Raw genomic sequence first — 18,792 nt, 5'->3', positions numbered from 1 at the left:
TGGCGGCGCACCCGCACTACTAAGCTGGAGGATGTTTTGGGGCGGCAGTGGGTGGCGCTCACACATCAAGGCTAGGAATCTGTGCGTGGGAGAAAAACGAAAAGCCAGCGAGCGCGTGTATCTCGTTCATATCGCGGCAGCAACGCTTCTTGTTTTTCTTGCCGGGGTTCTTTCCGCGATAACTGTCCCGTTTTTTGGAGGGCCAGATGAGAAAAACCACTACAACTCCGTAGTTCGCGTGGTCGACGGTGGCGGTTGGCCGCTTCCGTACACGGCTCGGGTGATGCCGGCAGTTGATCTTGCGTGGCTCGAGTCTGGTCGCGCCTTAGGAAGTGCTCCTGACTTCGATCAGGTCCCTCTTGCGCAGGACCGTTCTAACGTTCTTGCGGAACCTGATTTTGTCCTGTCGTCGGCAGAGATCGACAACATGGTCCAGCATCCTCCGGCCTACTACTTTCTTACGGCGGGCGTTGTAGCGATGACCGACCTTGATAGTTTGAGGTGGGATCAAGCTATTCTGCTGATGAGAATCTTCTCTGCTTTCCTCGTCAGTTTGTCGGTGCCAGCGATTGCAGGAACTGTTCGACTGATAACTGGCTCCCGCTCGCTAGGCGCTGTCGGGGGCTATGCATTGCTGTCGATCCCCTTCTTCACGGGTTTTGGGGGGCTTGTTTCGAACGACACGCTCTTGGTACCGACGATCAGCGGTGCGCTATACCTGCTCGTTCGAGCGTGGAAGACGAGCGCGAAACCCTATGGCCTCTTAGCCGGAGCGGGCGTCTTGTTGGGAGTGGCTCTTCTCACTAAAGGGTTCGCGCTTTTCGCGATTCCGCTGTTTGTCTGGCTTTCGTTTCTCGCCGCGTTCTCGAAGAAACCGACGAAGACACAGGGCGCCGTTGTCGCTTTGATCGCGCCATCTATTGCGGCGCTCATGGGTGGATGGTGGTGGATACGAAATCTCATACTGCTCGGATCCGTGCAGCCCAGCGTGTCGGGTAGCCTCCGAATTCCACTCGACGATCCCCTCGAGAACATCAACATGTTTAGCTACGTTGGTAACTTTTGGTTGCGATTCAACTCGCTATTTTGGGCCCGCGGTATTCGTCCAGTTGACGGAGGAAATGAGCTTCCCGCTGTGATTCTGGGGTGCGCTGGCGTGGCCTTCGTGATCGCGTTTGTTGTGGTGGCGCTGTACTCGCGCAACCGGGGAATCACGCTACTGCTCTTCTTGTTTCCCGCAATTATTGTCGCGACTCTCTTCGCTAACTCCTACACCGTTTACGAGACGTATGGCGTAGCGGAAAGAGGCGTCCAAGGTCGTTACGTATTCGCGGGCATCGTGGCCTACTCAATGGTGTTCGCGGGGTTTGTCGGCATTCTGGGGAGAAAATTGTCGCTTCAGAAGAGGAATCGACTCTTCGTGTCCGTTGTCGCTGGAAGCGCAGCGATCGCCTGGGCAAACATTGCGTGGTTGTTGATTAGTGCGTGGCCGAATGGGTACTCGCCAGCATTGCCGGGGCTGGAAGCTGTGACGCACTACTTCGGCATTCCTCTGTTCGTCTATATTGCGCTGACCGGCTCGGCCCTCGCTATCCTCGTCGGCGCGTACATCGCGCATTCTTCGCTCGCGAAGCCCGACGGTTTCGCGGCGGATCTCACTGACATTCGTAGTCAATCGACTAATTCCATAGCTCAGCCGGGTTCGATTGACAGCACTGTGAGTGCAGAAGGGCACGGAAAAGCCCCGATGTAGGTGCCCGGCATTAGGCTGGGTTTGCAGTTCTAATTGAGGAGTCTTGTGGCCGCCAGAACCCCCGCCCGATCGCCGGCAAAGTCTAAAGTCGCGATCCCGCAATTGGCGTGGAACAAGGTGCGCCCAGCGCCCATTGTGCTTGTCAGCGGCACCGAAGCTTTCTTGGCCGACCGTGCCATCCGCATGCTGCGCGACACCCTCAAAGTCGAAGACCCCAGCCTCGAGGTCAACGACCTAGAGGCAGACCACTACGGTCCCGGCGAGCTCATCAGTCTCGCGAGCCCGTCACTGTTCAGTGAGCCCCGGATGATTCGGGTCACCAACGTCGAGAAGTGCACGGATGCTTTCATCACCGAAACGCTGTCCTACCTCGAAGCGCCGGCCGACGACACCTATCTAGTGCTTCGTCATGCCGGGGGAGTGCGCGGCAAGAAGCTGCTCGACGCAATCCGGGCGGGCAAAGGCGGTGGCATCGAAGTCACGTGCCTCGAGCTCAAAAAGGATGCCGAGAAATACGATTTCGCGTCCGCCGAGTTCGCAGCACAGCGTCGACGGGTTACCCCCGGAGCGCTCCGAACGCTCGTCTCCGCCTTTTCAGCTGACCTCGCGGAGCTCGCCGCAGCCTGTCAGCAGCTACTCGCCGACGACGCCGATGAAATCAACGAAGCAACAGTCGCCCGCTATTACTCGGGGCGAGTTGAAACGAGCGCGTTCAAGGTCGCCGATTCCGCGATCGCCGGGCGTTCTGGAGAAGCTCTCGTGCTTCTGCGTCACGCGCTAGCTTCAGGCGCCGACCCGGTACCCATCGTTGCCGCGTTTGCTTCGAAACTGCGCACCATGGCCAAACTTTCCGGAGGATCAATGTCTTCCGGCCAGGCCGCCAAGATGTTCGGAATGGCCCCCTGGCAAGCCGATCGGGCGATGAAAGATCTGCGGGGCTGGAGCGATGCGGGGCTGGGCTCCGCCATTGAGGCAATTGCCGATACGGATGCTCAGGTGAAAGGTTTGGGGCGCGACCCTGTCTTTGCGCTGGAACGCATGATCTCTGTGGTGGCCGCGCGCGGCATCCACTAGACCGACGGAGCCGCGACACCGCGACACCGCGACACCGCGTCATCGCAGCATTGCAACGTCGCGCTTAACCACGAAAGCCCCTCACCGCGAACGATGAGGGGCTTTCGTGTGTTCGGCGTACTGCCGATCAGAGGTCTTTAGAGTGCTGCAACCTGCTTGGCCATTGCCGACTTGCGGTTGGCTGCCTGGTTCTTGTGTACGACGCCCTTGCCGGCTGCCTTGTCGAGTGACTTGGAAGCGAGCTTCAGGTTCGCGAGAGCGGCGTCTTTGTCGCCGGCCTTGATCGCTGCGCGCGTTGCGCGAATAGCGGTCTTGACTTGGCTCTTGACCTGGCGGTTGCGGTCTTGTGCCTTCTTGTTGGTACCAATGCGCTTGATCTGCGACTTAATATTTGCCACGTGTATGTGCTTTCTTGTTTGTGGATCAGAGATGGTGGGCGGCCGTGGAAGAGAATCGACGTTCTGATTCCCGGCCGCGATGCGCATACTGTTCGACGAAGAACCTTATGCATAAGCCAACAGGCAACATTACCAGCGCGGTGGAGCTATGGCAATTGCAGAGCAAACCTGCGCGGTGTGCTTGTCGGCTTGTTACAGACTACTGACCATGAGCGCCTCACGTTCTCTGCCACGCCTGAGTCCCCGAAGTGCACCGCAGCACTGCCAGTCTGTCCGGAGCCTCGGCTGCCGAGCATCCGGTCGTCCCTCCCTGTTTTTCGGGGGTTACCCCGCTACCCGGTCCGGTTCAGTTTTTCTATCGTGGAGGTATGACTTCTTCACACGCTTCTTCCACTGTCGTAGTTCCCGAATCCGCAGCAGCGGAGGCTCCCACCTTCGATGAGCGTGCCGAGCTGGCGGCTGGCCCTGATGGGGCGAGCGATGCGTCGGCCGATCCTGCAACCGAATCACAGCTTCCGTCGACGTCACCGCAGCCGGCAGCATCCACTCCCGTAGGGAAGTCGAGTGCTCGCACGATGAGCATCCTCGCTCTCAGCCTCGGTATTGCGTCGGTCTTTTTTGCGCAGACCATCGTGGTGCCTTTGGCTGCCGTGATTCTGGGCGTTTTCGGCCTGCGGGATGAACCAACCGGGCGCGGTTTCTCCATCTGGGGCATTGTCCTGGCGTGTGTAGCAACGTTCGGCTGGGTCTTTATTGTTATTGCCGGCGCCCTGATTTCCTTGCCCTTTATCCTTCTCGGCGCCGCACTTTAGGCGAATCGCAGTCCAGCCCGCACCGGTAACGGCGCGGGCTTTGGCCTGTCGCAGCGGTGGGTGCGCGCAGGATCGTCGGCTTCATGGGAGAATTGGGCGGATGTCTCCTCGCGCCTCTTACACACTTGAGCCTGCTTCGACCGATCCTGCGTTTATCCGCAACTTTTGCATCATTGCGCATATCGATCACGGCAAGTCCACCCTCGCTGACCGCATGCTGTCGGTCACGGGGGTTGTTAGCGACCGCGATATGCGGGCGCAGTACCTCGACCGCATGGATATTGAGCGTGAGCGCGGCATCACTATCAAGAGCCAGGCTGTGCGCATGCCCTGGTCCCTTACCGATGAAAACGGTAAGGAGCAGTCCTACGCGCTCAACATGATTGACACTCCCGGCCACGTTGACTTCACCTACGAGGTCTCGCGTTCGTTGGCGGCCTGTGAGGGCGCAATTCTTTTGGTGGATGCGGCCCAGGGTATCGAAGCTCAGACTCTCGCTAACCTCTACTTGGCGATGGAGAACGACCTCACGATCATCCCCGTGCTCAACAAGATCGACCTTCCGGCGGCTGATCCCGACAAGTATGCCGAAGAAATCGCAGGCCTCATCGGTTGTGACCCCTCGACCGTTCTTCGCGTCTCGGGCAAGACCGGCATGGGCGTTCCGGAGCTTCTCGACGAGGCAACGCGCCTCATCCCGGCCCCGGTCGGTGACCCATCGGCTCCTGCCCGCGCGATGATTTTCGACTCGGTGTACGACGCCTACCGCGGCGTCATCACGTACGTCCGCATGATCGACGGCAAGATGTCACCGCGCGAGAAAGTCATGATGATGTCGACGAAGTCGGCCCATGAGTTGCTCGAGATCGGGGTGAGCTCGCCCGAACCGACCCCGACGAAGGGGCTCGGCGTTGGTGAGGTTGGTTATCTCATTACCGGTGTGAAGGATGTTCGCCTGAGCAAGGTCGGCGACACGGTCACGAACTTTGCCAAGCCGTCGACGCAGCCGCTTAAGGGTTACTCCGAGCCGAAGCCGATGGTTTTCTCGGGTCTGTACCCGATCGATGGTTCCGATTACCCGGTGCTGCGTGAGGCTCTCGACAAGCTCAAGCTCTCGGATGCTGCGCTGGTTTACGAACCCGAAACGTCTGTGGCGTTGGGCTTTGGTTTCCGTTGTGGGTTCCTCGGCCTGCTGCACTTGGAGATTGTGCGCGAGCGTCTTGAGCGTGAGTTCAATCTCGACATGATCGCTACGGCTCCATCCGTAATTTACGAAGTAATGGGCGACGACAAGAAGTTCACGACTGTCACGAACCCGAGCGAGTTCCCTGGCGGCAAGATCGCGAGCGTTTCTGAGCCGATGGTGAAGGCATCCATTCTGACGCCGAAAGACTTCGTCGGAACGGTCATGGAGCTCTGCCAGTCGCGTCGAGGCACCATGCAGGGCATGGAATACGTCGGCACCGATCGCGTTGAGCTGCACTACACGATGCCGCTTGGCGAGATCGTGTTCGACTTTTTCGATCACCTCAAGAGCCGCACTCAGGGCTATGCGAGCCTCGACTATGAGCCCAGTGGCGACCAAGAAGCTGACCTGGTGAAGGTAGACATTCTTCTTCAGGGCGAAGCGGTTGACGCGTTTAGCGCGATCGTGCACCGCGATAAGGCGTATGCCTACGGCGTGCTCATGACGGAGCGCTTGAAGAACCTGATTCCGCGCCAGCAGTTCGAGGTGCCGATTCAGGCCGCGATTGGTGCACGCATCATCGCCCGTGAGTCGATCCGCGCGATGCGCAAAGACGTTCTCGCCAAGTGCTACGGCGGTGACATTAGCCGTAAGCGTAAACTCCTTGAGAAGCAGAAGGAGGGCAAGAAGCGCATGAAGATGGTCGGTCGTGTCGAAGTTCCGCAGTCTGCCTTTATTGCTGCGCTTTCCGGTGAAGTCGAAGCCGGGAAAGAGAAGAAGTAGACCTATGGATGCCCGCACCTACCCCAATGCGCCCGTCACGTACGGAGCGGTAGGTGCCACGCGCGGCAGCACTTTCACGGTGCTGCCTCCCGCTGGTTTCCGTCGTGTGCAGCGAAGTGCTCGCATCGGGCATGGTGAGCAGCGCTGGGCTTTTGCTCGCGAACAGATCCTTACCTGGGGCGTAAAGCGTCGCAGCGGGTTTGGTGTTACGTTGTTGCCCCGCGATCCGCATGGCGAACTTCGCGATCTCTCCGCTGATAGCGCCGATCATCCTTTCGTTCGTCCCGGCGACACCATTGTTCTCTCGGTAGGCCGTGGGCGGTACACAGCACACGAGCCAGTCCGCGTTGTATATGTCGTTGATGACCCCACGGTTGCTGGCTTTGCCTATGGAACCCTTGAGGGGCATCCTCTGCGTGGTGAAGAGTCGTTCATGATCGAACGTCGCGACGACAACTCGGTGTGGATGACGGTGCGTTCGTTCTCGCGGCCGGCATCCTTCAAGTGGATGTTGCTATCGCCCGCTCTGCGAATCTTCCAGTACCTCGTGGTGAGCCGCTACTTGCGCGCCCTCGCTGGAGCAATTCCCGCGAAGCTGCCGGGTGAGCAGGATGGCGCTGCGCCGATAGAGCCTGCGGCGTAGCTCGCAACGCTAGCGGGCAAGTATGCCCTCTCGCACAGCGCGTGCTATTAGCCGCGCGTCGCTAGCCGGTCGATTGCCTCGAGCACATCGTCGAGGCCGTTCTCAAGGTTTTCGACAACGACGAGTGCACTGGTTTCGCGGAGGTCGGCGACGCTGTAGGCGCCGGTAGCAACCGCGATGAAGGGGATGTTCGCAGAATCCGCGGCGAGGCCATCATTCGGGGTGTCACCAACGATCACGCTGGGTTGGTCTCCGAGCACGGTGGCGACGAGCGCGGTGAGGTGATGGCGGTCGGGGGAGCGATCGCCGAAGAACGAGGTCTCCCAATTGAAGTCTTCTGCGGCATAGCCTGCAGCAAGAAGCTTGACGCGGGAATGCTGATGGCCATTGCCGGTAAGGAGCGCGTTTGCCCAGCGATGGTCGGCGGCGGCCCGAAGTGCCTGCGGCCCTCCGGCAACAGCGGAACGCACGTAGCCATTGTCGTGCAACGCCTGCGTGCGCACATCGAGCTCGGTGAGCACATCATCGAGCAGAGTGGCGGCATATCCGTTGAGCACGAGCAGATCGGTGAGGATCTGTCCCTCGGTCTTGCCGTGGGGGTTTGTGATGAGCTTCGCGGGCGCAGCACCGGTGACTCTGGTGAATGCATCGAGGTAGACGGCAGCTCCGTCGGTCGAGTTATGGATGAGCGTTCCGTCGATGTCCCACAGGATGTGCATAGTCACTCATCCATGCTCCCATGTCCGAGGTGCGACAATTGACGTGTGCCCGCATGTCATAGTGTTGTCACGCTTTCTTCACCGTGTGTTAAGGGGATTAGTTCGTGCCAGGTGCGTTGCCGATTGCTGATCCTGCCCCTCTAGACGGGGCGCTGCCCGAGAGTGTCGCTGTTGACTCTGCGAACCGCGACTGGAGTGTGTACATTCACGTGCCGTTCTGCCGGGTTCGTTGCGGGTATTGCGACTTCAACACCTATACGGGCGAGGAGCTGCGGGGAGCGAAGCGCTCGGACTATGCCACCGAGGCGATTGCTGAGATCAGGCAGGCATCCACGGTGCTGTCGGATGCGGGCGTTGCGCCCCGAAAAGCATCAACCGTTTTCTTTGGGGGTGGCACGCCAACGCTCTTGCCCGTTACTGATCTCACGCGGATGCTCGCTGCGGCCCGGGACACCTGGGGCTTCACGGATGACGTCGAAGTCACCACCGAAGCTAACCCTGACTCTGTCGACCGCGACTACCTTCTCGCTTTGAAAGAGGCCGGCTTCACGCGGGTATCCTTCGGCATGCAGTCCGCGGTGCCGCATGTGCTTGCTACTCTCGAGCGCACTCATGATCCTGAAAAAGTTCCTCACGTCGTGAAGTGGGCGCGCGACGTTGAGCTCGACGTGAGTGTCGACCTCATTTATGGCACGCCGGGGGAGTCGCTGGCTGACTGGGAGCGTTCGCTCGATCACGCGATCGCCCAAAACCCGGACCACATCTCGGCGTATGCGCTCATTATCGAAACGGGCACGAAGCTAGCCGCCCAGATCAAGCGTGGTGATGTCGCCCCCGTTGATGACGACCTGCAGGCCGACATGTATGAGCTGGCAGACGCGAAGCTCGCCGCGGCCGGTTACGACTGGTACGAGGTCAGCAACTGGGCCAAGCGTGATGCGAACCCGGCGATCAGTCACGTGAGCCGCCACAATCTCGGCTATTGGTTGGGCAACGACTGGTGGGGTGTTGGCCCGGGTGCACACAGCCACGTGGGCGGGGTGCGATGGTGGAATGTGAAGCATCCGGCAGCCTATGCCGATCGAATCGCAGCCGGTCACTCACCGGGGGCGGGTCGAGAGACGCTCGCAGATTCCAGTAAGTATCTTGAGCATGTGCTTTTGCGTGCTCGCGTTCGCAACGGTCTGACCACGGCGTCGCTCGATGCAGAAGGCCGCACGGCGGTTGCCGGTCTTATCGCGGATGAGTTGGTGGAGGCCAGAGCCGCTATCGGTGGCACTATCAACCTCACGCTTAAGGGGCGCCTGCTTGCGGATGCCGTGGTACGACGATTGCTAGCAGACGCCCCTGTTTAGAGCGACACTGTGTTAGAGCGCCACCGTCGAGTTACTTGATGAACTCGATGGTCAGCGGGTACTTGTAGGCCTCGCCCTTGTTAGCAGCGACGGCGGCGATGATGCTGAAAATGATGATTACGATGCCGACACCGATGATCAAGAAGAGGCCGATGAAGATCGTGCTGAGGACGACACCGATCGCGTAAGCGATCGCCATCGTGATCTGGAAGTTCAGTGCGGTGCGGGTGTGGGCCCGCACGAACGGTCCGCGGTCCTTGAGTACGAGGTACCCGATAAGAGCGGGAATGAAGCTGAAGAAGATTCCGCCGACGTGAATCAGCGTCGACCAGAGCTTCTCGTCGCTCGGACTCATTGGTTGGATCGGCGCGTACGGCGAGGTGGGTGGTGGTGTGGAATCTGACATGACTCCATTAAACCCTGCATTGGCTCAAAGCGTGCATTGGGAAATAGGAAAGCCCCGAGAGCCGAAGCTCTCGGGGCGAAACCCGATCGGTCTAGCCGATGAGGGCCATTACTGCGAAGAAGACCCTACTTGATGAGGCGAAGTGCGAAGGGGTAACGGTAGTTTGCGCCGTCCTTCGCTTTGGTGAAGCCGATGATCGAGAAGATTACCGACACGACGAAGACGATCGGGAGCAAGATAGCGCCGATGAAAACGGCTACCAAAATGTTCGAGATAATGTAAGCGATCGCGATGGTGATCTGGAAGTTCAGCGCTTCTTTGGCTTCAACGTTGGTGAAAGCACCGCGGTCTTTGAAGACCAACCAGATGATCAGTGAGGGAAGGAAGCCGATGATTCCGCCCAAGTGAGCGAACGATGCCCACTGGTTGTCTTCGGTTGCGGTCAATTGTGCGGCCGGCTGCGGTGCTGCGGGCTGCGGGTTTGCGTCAGTCATGTGTTCGTGCCTTTCAGGTGAACGAGGGAACTTCCCGGGTTTCATCAAAGTGCTCGGTGTCACACCTGAGCATTTCCACAGAAAGGTAGCGCTCAAGTACAAAGACACGCTAGCGGTATGGCACGCGCGGTGCAACGGGTGTGTCGCGGAGTGTCGAGTAAGATTGGCAGTCGAACGGATTGAGTGCCAATCAGGAAAGGTGGGTGGTGGCATGGTTTCCGCCCGCGGACTTGACGTGCTTCGAGTCATCGTGCAGGACTACGTTGCTACGCGCGAGCCTGTCGGTTCCAAATCGATCGTAGAACGGCATTCCTTTGGGGTGTCAGCAGCGACGATTCGCAACGACATGGTTTTGCTCGAGGACGAAGAACTCATTACGGCGCCACACACCTCTTCGGGGCGTGTGCCCACTGACAAGGGTTATCGAATGTTTGTCGACCAATTGGCCGACTTGCGACCCCTTACGAGTGCGCAGCGCCAGGCAATTGAGTCGTTCCTTGGCCAAGCCGACGATCTGGATGACGTGCTTGCGCGGTCCGTCCGGTTGCTGTCTCAGTTGACCAACAGTGTCGCTCTCGTGCAGTATCCGTCGCTCGCAACAGCCAGGGTGCGCCACGTGGAGCTTGTTCCGCTTACGGCGACTCGGATCATGACGGTGTTCATCACTGACTCCGGTCGGGTAGAACAGCGAATGATCGATCTGGCTGAGGCCCTTGACGATGTGTTCTTGGGCGAATTGAGGGCGAAACTTAACTCGGCGCTTAACGGTCAGTCCTTGCCGGCCGCCGCTGAGCGGCTGGCGAGCTTTGCCGAAGTTTTCCCCGTAGAACGCCGTCCGTTCGTCGCTCAAGTGACGTCGAGTTTGGTGGAGCAAGTGTTGGCTAACCGGGCCGACAAGCTCGTTTTGGCGGGCACAGCAAACCTTGCGCGAACCGAGCAAGACTTTACGGGCAGCATTTTTCCTGTGCTTGAGGCAATAGAAGAGCAAGTAACGTTGTTGCGCCTCTTTGGGGAGATGGAAGTAGCAAATGGATCAGTTTCTACTCGCATCGGGCGAGAGAACGCAGAATTTGGACTAGAAGAGACATCGGTCGTCACGGGAGGGTATTCCTCCTTCGGCGGCGGTGTTTCGCGGTTGGGCGTGCTTGGCCCAACGCGAATGGATTATTCGAACAACATGGCAGCGGTTCGCGCGGTAGCGCGGTACCTGTCACGACTTTTGGAAGAAAACTGAGCTCGTAAGGAGCAATCGGAACTTTGGCAGATCACTACGAAGCCCTGGGCGTTGCGCGCGAAGCGACGCCAGAAGAAATCAAGAAGGCATACCGCAAGCTTGCTCGCGAGCTGCACCCTGACGTGAATCCGAGCGCGGATGCGTCGGAGCGCTTTAAGTCGGTGACGCATGCGTACGACGTATTGAGTGATCCGCAGCAGCGCCAGCAGTACGATATGGGCGGCAGCGGCGGAGGTTTCGGCGGAGCCAACTTCGGTTTCGGCGACATTTTCGAAACGTTCTTTGGTGGCGGCGGTGGCGGCCAGACCGCTGGTCCTCGTTCGCGTCGTGAGCGTGGCCAGGATGCTCTGCTGCGCATTGAGATCAGCCTCAAGGACACGATGTTCGGCGTCACGCGCGATATCGAGGTCAACACTGCTGAACTTTGCGAGACCTGCGAGGGCAGCTGCACGGCTCCCGGAACCTCGCCGATTCGCTGCGACATCTGTCAAGGCAGCGGCCAGATTCAGCGCCAGGTGCGCAGTCTTCTTGGCAATGTCATGACGTCAAGCCCCTGTGGTACGTGCCGCGGCTATGGAAACATCATCGTGAATCCCTGCGCTACGTGTGCAGGCCAGGGCCGTGTCCGAGCACAGCGCACGATCTCGGTGGATATTCCTGCCGGCGTCGAGACCGGTCTGCGCTTGCAGATGCCCGGTCAAGGTGAAGTTGGCCCCGCTGGTGGCCCGCACGGTGACCTGTTCTTGGAGATCAAGGTTCGCCACCACGACATTTTCAGCCGTTCAGACGATGACCTGCTTGCGACTGTTGAAGTGCAGATGATCGACGCGATCATGGGCACCACGGTCATGCTTGACGGGCTTGACGGTGAAGTTGAGGTTGGCATCAAGCCGGGAACGCAGAGTGGCGAGGTGCTCACGGTCAAGGATCGTGGAATCACCGCCCTTCGCGGTGGCGGTCGCGGTGACTTGCGATTGGGCATCCAGGTGGTTACGCCCACCAAGCTCAGCGGTGCGGAGCAGACCTTGTTCAAGCAACTGGCTGCTGTGCGCAAGAGCAAACAACCGCACTTTGCTGAGTTCCAGCAGGGCTTGTTTGCAAAGCTCCGCGACCGGTTCCTGTAGGTCGCCGTGGCTCACCTCTATATCGATGAGGAGCTCGGTGACACGAGTGTCGGCGATACCGTTTCGCTCGGCAATGCTGAGGCGCGCCATGCGGTCACCGTCTCGCGGTTGAAGGTTGGCGAAGTCATTGCCATCAGCAACGGTGCGGGTCTCGTGGTCTCCGGTCCGGTTGTCACGGCAGAACATACGCAGCTCACGATTGAGGTTGCCGAAGTGCAGCAGTCGCCTCGGCGTACCCCCGCAGTATTCCTCGCGCAGGCTCTTGCCAAGGCCGACCGTGATGAGCTCGCCGTGCAAGTGGCCACTGAGCTGGGTGTCGACGGTGTTATTCCCTGGTCGGCAGCACGCAGTATTTCGCGCTGGCAAGGCCCCAAGGTCGCCAAGGGGCGCGACCGCTGGGCAGCAATTGTGCGGGAGGCGAGCAAGCAGTCGTTGCGCACGTGGCTTCCTGACGTGCTCGATCTTGTGACGACAAAGCAGTTGGCGGCGTTTGCGTCAACGACGCGGATGCTCGTGCTCGAACCTACTGCGACAGAAACGCTTGCGGACCTCGACGTCGACGACCGTGACATCGTTCTGGTGGTGGGGCCGGAGGGTGGTGTCGCGGATCACGAGCTGGCGCTCCTTGCGGCGGCCGGTGCATCCACGATTCGACTCGGTAGTGAAGTGTTGCGCACCTCAACTGCGGGCCCGGCAGCTTTGGCGGCTTTGAACGTCAAGCTTGGCCGTTGGAGCTAGAGGTTTAGGCTAGAGACATGTCTGATTCTCCCTCGATCTTTACGAAGATCATTGCTCGCGAAATTCCCGCCGATATTGTCTTCGAGTCAGATTCGGTGATCGCTTTTCGTGACATCGCCCCGCAGGCGCCCGTGCACCTGCTCATTGTGCCGAAGACCGAAGAGTTCGCCAACGTGACAGAACTTGCTGCTGGCAACCCGGCACTTTTGGCCGACATTGTCGCGGTGGCGCAGAAGCTTGCCGACGATTACGCAGGCGGACAGTACAGACTGATTTTCAACACCGGCGAAAACGCTGGTCAAACCGTTTTTCACGTGCACGCTCATGTGCTCGGCGGAAACCTCGAGGAAGGCACCCTTGGTCACTCGTGACTCTGAGTCCGAACGTTCCACAGACCGCACAAGCGTCTCGATTGAAGTAGACGGTGTCGCCATGGTGCGACTACTTGGTCCGCAAGATCGACTCTTGCGAGTGGTGGAGAGCAAGTTCTCCGACGTTGAAATGCACGTCCGCGGCAACGAAATCACTCTGAGCGGTCCACCAGCATCAGTGGAATCCGCTCAAGAACTCGTGGATGAATTGGTCACTATGGTGCGCGGAGGACACGACTTGGGCGAGATTGAGGTCGACTCTTCGGCGAGCATCCTGCGTCAGAATCAGGGCAGCCCGAAAACGCTCCTTGGCCAAACAATCCTCACGGCACGCGGAAAGGCGATTCGCCCGAAGACGCTTGGTCAGTCGCAGTACGTCGACGCGATGGACAACAATACGATCGTGTTCGGAATCGGCCCGGCCGGCACCGGAAAGACGTACTTGGCGATGGCCAAGGCCGTGCAGGCGTTGCAACGCAAAGAGGTTGACCGCATCATCCTGAGCCGACCTGCCATTGAGGCGGGGGAGCGTTTGGGATTCTTGCCCGGTTCTTTGACCGACAAGATCGACCCGTATCTGCGTCCGCTCTACGACGCGCTCAACGACATGATGGATCCCGAACTTGTGCCTAAGTTGCTCGCAGCGGGCACTGTTGAGGTTGCCCCGCTCGCCTACATGCGCGGTCGCACGCTCAACAATTCATTCGTTGTGCTCGACGAGGCCCAAAACACTACGCCGGAACAGATGAAGATGTTCCTCACGCGTCTCGGTTTCGATTCCCAGATGGTGATCACCGGCGACATCACGCAGGTCGACTTGCCCGAGGGGGCAAGCGGACTCAAGCTCGTCTCGAACGTGCTTCGCGACATTGACGACATCCATTTTGCTGAATTGACGAGCGCTGACGTTGTGCGTCATAGCCTCGTCGGGCAAATCGTGGATGCCTACACAACCTACGACGCTGAGAAGCAGCGTGACGAATACAACCGCAAAAATCGGTCGCCGAAGCGCAGCCGCAACCACGAGGGACGCTAGCGTGTCGATTGAGATCAACAACGAGTCGGGCGTCGACGTCGACGAGCACGCCTTCCAACGCCTGTGCACCTTTGCGCTCGACCAGCTTCACGTGCACCCGGATGCCGAGCTCGGCATAGTCTTCGTCGACGAAGCCGCCATGGAGCAGCTTCACGTGCAGTGGATGGATGAACCAGGTCCCACCGACGTCTTGAGCTTCCCCATGGACGAACTGCGCCCCGGCACAGAAGACCGCCAAACACCCGCGGGGTTGCTCGGCGATATCGTCGTCTGCCCTCAGGTTGCGATTTCGCAGGCCGAGACCGCTGGTCATTCGCCGCTCGATGAAATGCTCTTGCTGACGACTCACGGTTTACTTCACCTGCTGGGTTTCGACCACGCAGAACCGGAAGAAGAGAAAGAAATGTTTGGCCTTCAGCGCGAGATTCTGTCGGGGTTTGCCCTTGCAGACCGAAATAAGTAGCCGGTCATGCTGATCGGCATTTTTATCACCGTGGCGATCCTGCTGGTGTCGCTTGGTGGTTTGCTCGCGGCCGCAGACTCGGCGCTTACGGTGATGAGCCGCAGCGATCTCGTCGAACTTGCGGGGCGCAGTCGCGCCCAAAAATCCATCATGGCGATCTCGGTTGACACTGGTGCTCACATCAACGCGCTCAATTTCATGCGCATTGTTGTGGAAACCACGGCGGCAGTATTGGTCACCCTCGTCTTCGCGTCTGCGTTCGAGCAGTGGTGGCTCGTACTGCTTCTCAGCGCGCTCATCATGACCGGGGCATCGTTTGTGCTCGTCGGTTCCAGCCCCCGCAGTGTGGGACGCGCGCACTCTCGCAAGGTGCTGCAGATCTCGGCGACGTTGGTGCGCAGCATCCGCGTCATCCTTGGTCCGATTGCGGATGCGCTGGTAGCGCTCGGCAATCGAGTGACGCCTGGTCGTCCCCGCACGGCAACCTTCTCGAGTGAAGAACAACTGCTCAGCATGGTGGATGAAGCCGCCGAACACGAAGTTCTTGATCAGGATGATCGCGACCTCATCCACTCGATCTTTGAGTTCAACAGCACCGTGGTGCGTGAGGTCATGATTCCGCGCACCGACATGGTGACGGTCGAGGCCGAGGTCACGGCCAGTGCTGCCATGGGGCTCTTCCTGAGCCGTGGCGTATCGCGAGTGCCAGTGATCGGCGAAGACATCGATCAGGTGATGGGCGTGCTCTACCTGCGCGACGTTGCCCGTGTCGTCTACGAACAGCCGGCAGAAGCCGACAAACTGACGACTCAAGAACTCGCACGACCGGCACTCTTCGTGCCTGAGTCGCAACGTGCCGACAGTTTGTTGCGGCAAATGCAGCTCGAATCGAACCACTTGGCCATGGTCGTCGATGAGTATGGTGGAATCGCGGGGTTAGTCTCGTTGGAAGACCTCATCGAAGAACTTGTTGGTGACATCTCTGACGAGTACGACCGTGAAGTTGCCGAGTTCGAAGAGTTGACTGACGGAACGTTCCGCGTGAGCGCGCGACTGCCGATCGACGAGCTGGGTGACCTGTTTGGCCTCGAACTCGACGATGACGAAGTTGACTCGGTTGGTGGACTCATCATGAAAACGCTGGGGCGACTGCCGGAGAGCGGTGCTGTTGCGCACTACTCCGGGCTCGTGCTCACCGCCGAACGTACCGAGGGGCGTCGCAAACGCATCAGCACAGTGCTGGTCTCGCGAGACCCTTGGCTTGATAATCAGCAAGACCCACGCTCGAATGAACGAGAGAACGGTGAATCACAGTGACCGACGCCAGTGAATTCAGAGCAGGATTCGTGACCTTTGTAGGTCGACCCAACGTGGGAAAATCCACATTGACGAACGCGCTCGTGGGGGAGAAGGTGGCAATTACGTCATCGAAGCCGCAGACCACCCGCCGCGCCATCCGCGGGATCGTGCATCGTGAAGACGGCCAGCTCATCATCGTGGACACCCCCGGTATGCACCGTCCGCGCACGCTGCTCGGCGAGCGACTCAACTCAATCGTGCAAGACACTCTCGGCGAAGTTGACGTTATTGGCCTGTGCATTCCGGCCAACGAAAAGATCGGTCCAGGCGACCGCTACATCAACGAACAGTTGGATTCCTTCCCTCGCGCTAAGAAGGTCGCGATTGTCACGAAGATCGATGCGTCGTCGCGCCCCGGTGTTGCCGAGCAATTGAAGGCCGTAGCGGAGCTGCGTGACTGGGACGAAATCATCCCGATCTCGTCGTTCGACAGCATCCAGCTCGACATTCTCTCCACCGAGCTCGTCAAGCTCATGCCGGTCTCCAACGCCCTCTACCCGGATGACGCTGTCACCGACGAGTCGACGGAGTCGCGCGTTGCTGAGCTCATTCGTGAAGCCGCCCTCGAGGGCGTTATGGATGAACTGCCGCACTCGATTGCCGTCACTATTGACGACATGATCGAGCGCGACGACAAAGACCTTCTCGAAGTCTTCGCCAACATTTTCGTCGAGCGCGATAGCCAAAAGGGCATCATTATCGGCAAGGGTGGCGAGCGCCTTCAGGATGTTGGGGCACGCGCTCGTGCGGAGATCGAGAAGCTCGTCGGCAAGCAGATCTTCCTCTCGCTGCGAGTCAAGGTTGCCAAAGAGTGGCAGCGTGACTCGAAGCAGCTGGGGCGCCTCGGCTTCTAAGTCGCGGTTCTGTAACCAATCACTCGTAGCGGCGTGGGCAGTGCTAGTCTGAAAATGTGTTGTTCGGTCTGCTCCTCCTTAGCTGCCGCGACGAGTCCTAATAAGGCCTCCCTCGTCGCGGTGTTTGTCATTGGCTGACCAGATCCGTAACGAGTGGCCCACAAGGCTTTGAGAACAGCAGGAGCACACCATGAAGAACAATCAGTCCGCATCATCGATGCCGATCCACAAGTACCGTCCGTATCACGAGATCATCCCCGTTGATCTGCCGGACCGCACGTGGCCGTCCAAGCGCATCACCGAGGCACCCCGCTGGTGTGCCGTTGATCTGCGCGATGGTAACCAAGCTCTGATCGACCCGATGAGCCCCGAACGCAAACGCATCATGTTCGATCTGCTCGTCAAGATGGGCTACAAAGAGATCGAGGTCGGGTTCCCCTCGGCTAGCCAGACCGACTTTGACTTCGTTCGCTCGCTTATTGAGACCAACGCGATCCCGGATGACGTCACCATTCAGGTGCTGACGCAGGCTCGCGAAGAACTGATTGTGCGCACCTACGAATCGATCAAGGGCGCTAAGCAGGCGATCGTTCACCTCTACAACTCCACGAGCGTGCTGCAACGTGATGTTGTGTTCCGCAAAGACAAGCAGGGCATCATTGACATCGCCCTCAACGGCGCTCGCATCTGTAAGGCATCCGAGGCAATGGTTCCTGAGACCGACGTCTACTACGAGTACTCGCCCGAGAGCTACACCGGCACCGAGCTCGAGTTCGCGGTTGATATCTGCAACCAGGTGCTCGAAGTATTCCAGCCCACACCGGAGCGAAAGGTCATCCTGAACCTGCCCGCCACCGTCGAAATGGCTACCCCCAACGTCTACGCCGACTCCATTGAGTGGATGTCGCGCAACGTGAATCACCGTGAGAGCGTCATCATCTCGCTGCACCCGCACAACGACCGCGGAACCGGAATCGCTGCGGCAGAGCTCGGCTACATGGCCGGTGCTGACCGCATCGAGGGTTGCCTGTTCGGAAACGGGGAGCGCACCGGAAACGTCGACCTCGTCGCGCTGGGCCTCAACCTGTTCACGCAGGGCATCGACCCGCAAATCGACTTCAGCGACCTCGACGAGATTCGCCGCACCGCTGAGCACTGCAACCAGTTGAAGGTGCACGAGCGCAGCCCGTGGGCTGGCGACCTCGTCTACACGGCCTTCAGCGGATCGCACCAAGACGCCATCAAGAAGGGCTTCGAGTCGATGGCGGCTCAGGCCGAACGCGAAGGCAAGCACGTCAATGAGCTGGTCTGGGCTGTTCCGTACCTGCCGATTGACCCCAAAGATGTTGGCCGCGGTTACGAAGCCGTCGTGCGCGTGAATTCGCAGTCAGGCAAGGGCGGCGTCGCTTACTTGCTCAAGACCGACCACAATCTCGACCTGCCGCGCAAACTGCAGATCGAATTCAGTGGTGTCGTTCAGTCGAAGACCGACTCCGAGGGTGGCGAGGTCTCGAGCGAACAAATCTGGACCTCGTTCCAGGATGAATACCTGCCGGCATCCGCAGATCACGCGGACCAGAAGTGGGGGCGGTACGAACTGCTCGCTACTCGCGCGACGAGTGCCAACGATGGCGAAGTGAGTCTTGAGGCTCGCCTGCGCGTCGACGACTCCGAGATCGATGCCAGTCACGTCGGAAACGGCCCGATTGACGCATTCTTGGGCATGCTGTCCGCTCAGGGCCGAGGCATTGAAGTGAAGCTCTACGACTACGTCGAGCACACCATGAGTGCCGGAAGCAATGCGCAGGCTGCGGCCTACGTTGAGCTCGACATCAACGGCCAGCGTCTCTGGGGCGTCGGCATCGACGGGGATATCTCGCGGGCGTCGCTCAAGGCGATCGTCTCAGCGGTAAATCGTTGGGTGCGTGCGACCCAGAACGCTCCCGAATCAGAATTGGTCGCAGGCTAGGTCTGCGCTGCACGAGTGCCC

The 18,792-nt window shown here is 59.3% G+C and carries 19 protein-coding genes; 15 read left to right on the top strand and 4 right to left on the bottom strand.

Annotation, left to right across the window (positions count from 1 at the left end; genetic code table 11):
* The first annotated feature begins 85 nt into the window (after window positions 1-85).
* On the top strand, window positions 86-1,753 hold the full coding sequence (locus tag ACWFSR_RS08540) for a DUF2142 domain-containing protein (RefSeq protein WP_447522167.1): 1,668 nt from the start codon (window positions 86-88) through the stop codon (window positions 1,751-1,753).
* Window positions 1,754-1,798: 45 nt separating this feature from the next.
* Complete coding sequence (gene holA / locus ACWFSR_RS08535; RefSeq protein ID WP_447522166.1) at window positions 1,799-2,827, top strand: DNA polymerase III subunit delta; 1,029 nt, start codon at window positions 1,799-1,801, stop codon at window positions 2,825-2,827.
* 137 nt (window positions 2,828-2,964) lie between these two features.
* Here holA and rpsT read toward each other — a convergent pair whose 3' ends face one another.
* Entirely contained in the window at window positions 2,965-3,225 is a 261-nt protein-coding gene (gene rpsT / locus ACWFSR_RS08530; RefSeq protein WP_197105842.1) for a 30S ribosomal protein S20, read from the bottom strand.
* 368 nt (window positions 3,226-3,593) lie between these two features.
* On the opposite strand from rpsT, the gene ACWFSR_RS08525 reads away from it, so the two are divergent.
* The 3 genes from ACWFSR_RS08525 to ACWFSR_RS08515 all read left to right on the top strand — a co-directional run bounded on the left by ACWFSR_RS08525 (window position 3,594) and on the right by ACWFSR_RS08515 (window position 6,649).
* Complete coding sequence (locus ACWFSR_RS08525) at window positions 3,594-4,037, top strand: DUF4190 domain-containing protein (RefSeq protein WP_197109828.1); 444 nt, start codon at window positions 3,594-3,596, stop codon at window positions 4,035-4,037.
* A 100-nt stretch (window positions 4,038-4,137) separates the two neighbouring features.
* Window positions 4,138-6,006 carry a translation elongation factor 4 gene (gene lepA / locus ACWFSR_RS08520; RefSeq protein ID WP_197105840.1) on the top strand — a complete coding sequence of 623 codons (1,869 nt, stop codon included), beginning with the start codon at window positions 4,138-4,140 and terminating at the stop codon, window positions 6,004-6,006.
* A gap of 4 nt (window positions 6,007-6,010) precedes the next feature.
* A complete protein-coding gene (locus tag ACWFSR_RS08515) occupies window positions 6,011-6,649 on the top strand; it encodes a DUF1990 family protein (protein WP_197105839.1) in 639 nt (212 codons plus the stop codon).
* Between the two features lie 47 nt (window positions 6,650-6,696).
* Here ACWFSR_RS08515 and ACWFSR_RS08510 read toward each other — a convergent pair whose 3' ends face one another.
* Complete coding sequence (locus ACWFSR_RS08510) at window positions 6,697-7,368, bottom strand: HAD family hydrolase (RefSeq protein ID WP_231599946.1); 672 nt, start codon at window positions 7,366-7,368, stop codon at window positions 6,697-6,699.
* 104 nt (window positions 7,369-7,472) lie between these two features.
* On the opposite strand from ACWFSR_RS08510, the gene hemW reads away from it, so the two are divergent.
* A complete protein-coding gene (gene hemW / locus ACWFSR_RS08505) occupies window positions 7,473-8,723 on the top strand; it encodes a radical SAM family heme chaperone HemW (protein WP_197105837.1) in 1,251 nt (416 codons plus the stop codon).
* A gap of 31 nt (window positions 8,724-8,754) precedes the next feature.
* Here the strand turns inward: hemW and ACWFSR_RS08500 are convergent, their stop codons facing one another.
* Both ACWFSR_RS08500 and ACWFSR_RS08495 read right to left on the bottom strand, forming a co-directional pair.
* Window positions 8,755-9,129: a DUF4870 domain-containing protein gene (locus tag ACWFSR_RS08500; RefSeq protein ID WP_447522165.1), complete on the bottom strand. Its 375-nt coding sequence runs from the start codon at window positions 9,127-9,129 to the stop codon at window positions 8,755-8,757.
* A 125-nt stretch (window positions 9,130-9,254) separates the two neighbouring features.
* Window positions 9,255-9,623, bottom strand: coding sequence for a DUF4870 domain-containing protein (locus ACWFSR_RS08495; RefSeq protein WP_197105836.1), 369 nt, complete (start codon window positions 9,621-9,623; stop codon window positions 9,255-9,257).
* Between the two features lie 211 nt (window positions 9,624-9,834).
* Between ACWFSR_RS08495 and hrcA the strand changes: the two genes are divergently transcribed.
* From hrcA to leuA, 9 genes are all read left to right on the top strand, one after another.
* Window positions 9,835-10,857, top strand: a complete 1,023-nt coding sequence (hrcA, locus tag ACWFSR_RS08490) for a heat-inducible transcriptional repressor HrcA (protein WP_197105835.1) — start codon at window positions 9,835-9,837, stop codon at window positions 10,855-10,857.
* Between the two features lie 23 nt (window positions 10,858-10,880).
* A complete protein-coding gene (gene dnaJ, locus ACWFSR_RS08485; RefSeq protein ID WP_197105834.1) occupies window positions 10,881-11,981 on the top strand; it encodes a molecular chaperone DnaJ in 1,101 nt (366 codons plus the stop codon).
* Window positions 11,982-11,987: 6 nt separating this feature from the next.
* Window positions 11,988-12,719 (top strand): 16S rRNA (uracil(1498)-N(3))-methyltransferase, encoded by a 732-nt coding sequence (locus ACWFSR_RS08480; protein ID WP_197109830.1) that lies wholly within the window; start codon window positions 11,988-11,990, stop codon window positions 12,717-12,719.
* 17 nt (window positions 12,720-12,736) lie between these two features.
* Complete coding sequence (locus ACWFSR_RS08475; protein WP_197105832.1) at window positions 12,737-13,090, top strand: histidine triad nucleotide-binding protein; 354 nt, start codon at window positions 12,737-12,739, stop codon at window positions 13,088-13,090.
* A complete protein-coding gene (locus ACWFSR_RS08470) occupies window positions 13,077-14,126 on the top strand; it encodes a PhoH family protein (RefSeq protein ID WP_197105831.1) in 1,050 nt (349 codons plus the stop codon). Before ACWFSR_RS08475 ends, ACWFSR_RS08470 begins: the two co-directional genes overlap by 14 nt.
* A 1-nt stretch (window position 14,127) precedes the next feature.
* Complete coding sequence (gene ybeY / locus ACWFSR_RS08465; protein ID WP_197105830.1) at window positions 14,128-14,589, top strand: rRNA maturation RNase YbeY; 462 nt, start codon at window positions 14,128-14,130, stop codon at window positions 14,587-14,589.
* Between the two features lie 6 nt (window positions 14,590-14,595).
* Entirely contained in the window at window positions 14,596-15,906 is a 1,311-nt protein-coding gene (locus ACWFSR_RS08460; protein ID WP_197109831.1) for a hemolysin family protein, read from the top strand.
* Window positions 15,903-16,802, top strand: coding sequence for a GTPase Era (gene era, locus ACWFSR_RS08455; RefSeq protein WP_197105828.1), 900 nt, complete (start codon window positions 15,903-15,905; stop codon window positions 16,800-16,802). The genes ACWFSR_RS08460 and era overlap by 4 nt, the downstream gene beginning before the upstream one ends.
* A gap of 190 nt (window positions 16,803-16,992) precedes the next feature.
* Window positions 16,993-18,771 carry a 2-isopropylmalate synthase gene (gene leuA / locus ACWFSR_RS08450; RefSeq protein ID WP_197105827.1) on the top strand — a complete coding sequence of 593 codons (1,779 nt, stop codon included), beginning with the start codon at window positions 16,993-16,995 and terminating at the stop codon, window positions 18,769-18,771.
* Window positions 18,772-18,792 lie beyond the last annotated feature (21 nt).

It is taken from the genome of Salinibacterium sp. NYA9b (assembly GCF_976973725.1).
This window is presented reverse-complemented; position numbering and strand designations above follow the sequence as displayed.

Bases quoted from the DNA above. Each gene is read 5' to 3' on its own strand.
- ACWFSR_RS08475 (WP_197105832.1), top strand. From the start codon at position 12,737: ATGTCTGATTCTCCCTCGATCTTTACGAAGATCATTGCTCGCGAAATT.
- ACWFSR_RS08515 (WP_197105839.1), top strand. From the start codon at position 6,011: ATGGATGCCCGCACCTACCCCAATGCGCCCGTCACGTACGGAGCGGTA.
- lepA (WP_197105840.1), top strand. From the start codon at position 4,138: ATGTCTCCTCGCGCCTCTTACACACTTGAGCCTGCTTCGACCGATCCT.
- hrcA (WP_197105835.1), top strand. From the start codon at position 9,835: ATGGTTTCCGCCCGCGGACTTGACGTGCTTCGAGTCATCGTGCAGGAC.
- leuA (WP_197105827.1), top strand. From the start codon at position 16,993: ATGAAGAACAATCAGTCCGCATCATCGATGCCGATCCACAAGTACCGT.
- ACWFSR_RS08510 (WP_231599946.1), bottom strand. From the start codon at position 7,368: ATGCACATCCTGTGGGACATCGACGGAACGCTCATCCATAACTCGACC.
- ACWFSR_RS08525 (WP_197109828.1), top strand. From the start codon at position 3,594: ATGACTTCTTCACACGCTTCTTCCACTGTCGTAGTTCCCGAATCCGCA.
- ACWFSR_RS08460 (WP_197109831.1), top strand. From the start codon at position 14,596: ATGCTGATCGGCATTTTTATCACCGTGGCGATCCTGCTGGTGTCGCTT.
- ACWFSR_RS08500 (WP_447522165.1), bottom strand. From the start codon at position 9,129: ATGTCAGATTCCACACCACCACCCACCTCGCCGTACGCGCCGATCCAA.
- ACWFSR_RS08495 (WP_197105836.1), bottom strand. From the start codon at position 9,623: ATGACTGACGCAAACCCGCAGCCCGCAGCACCGCAGCCGGCCGCACAA.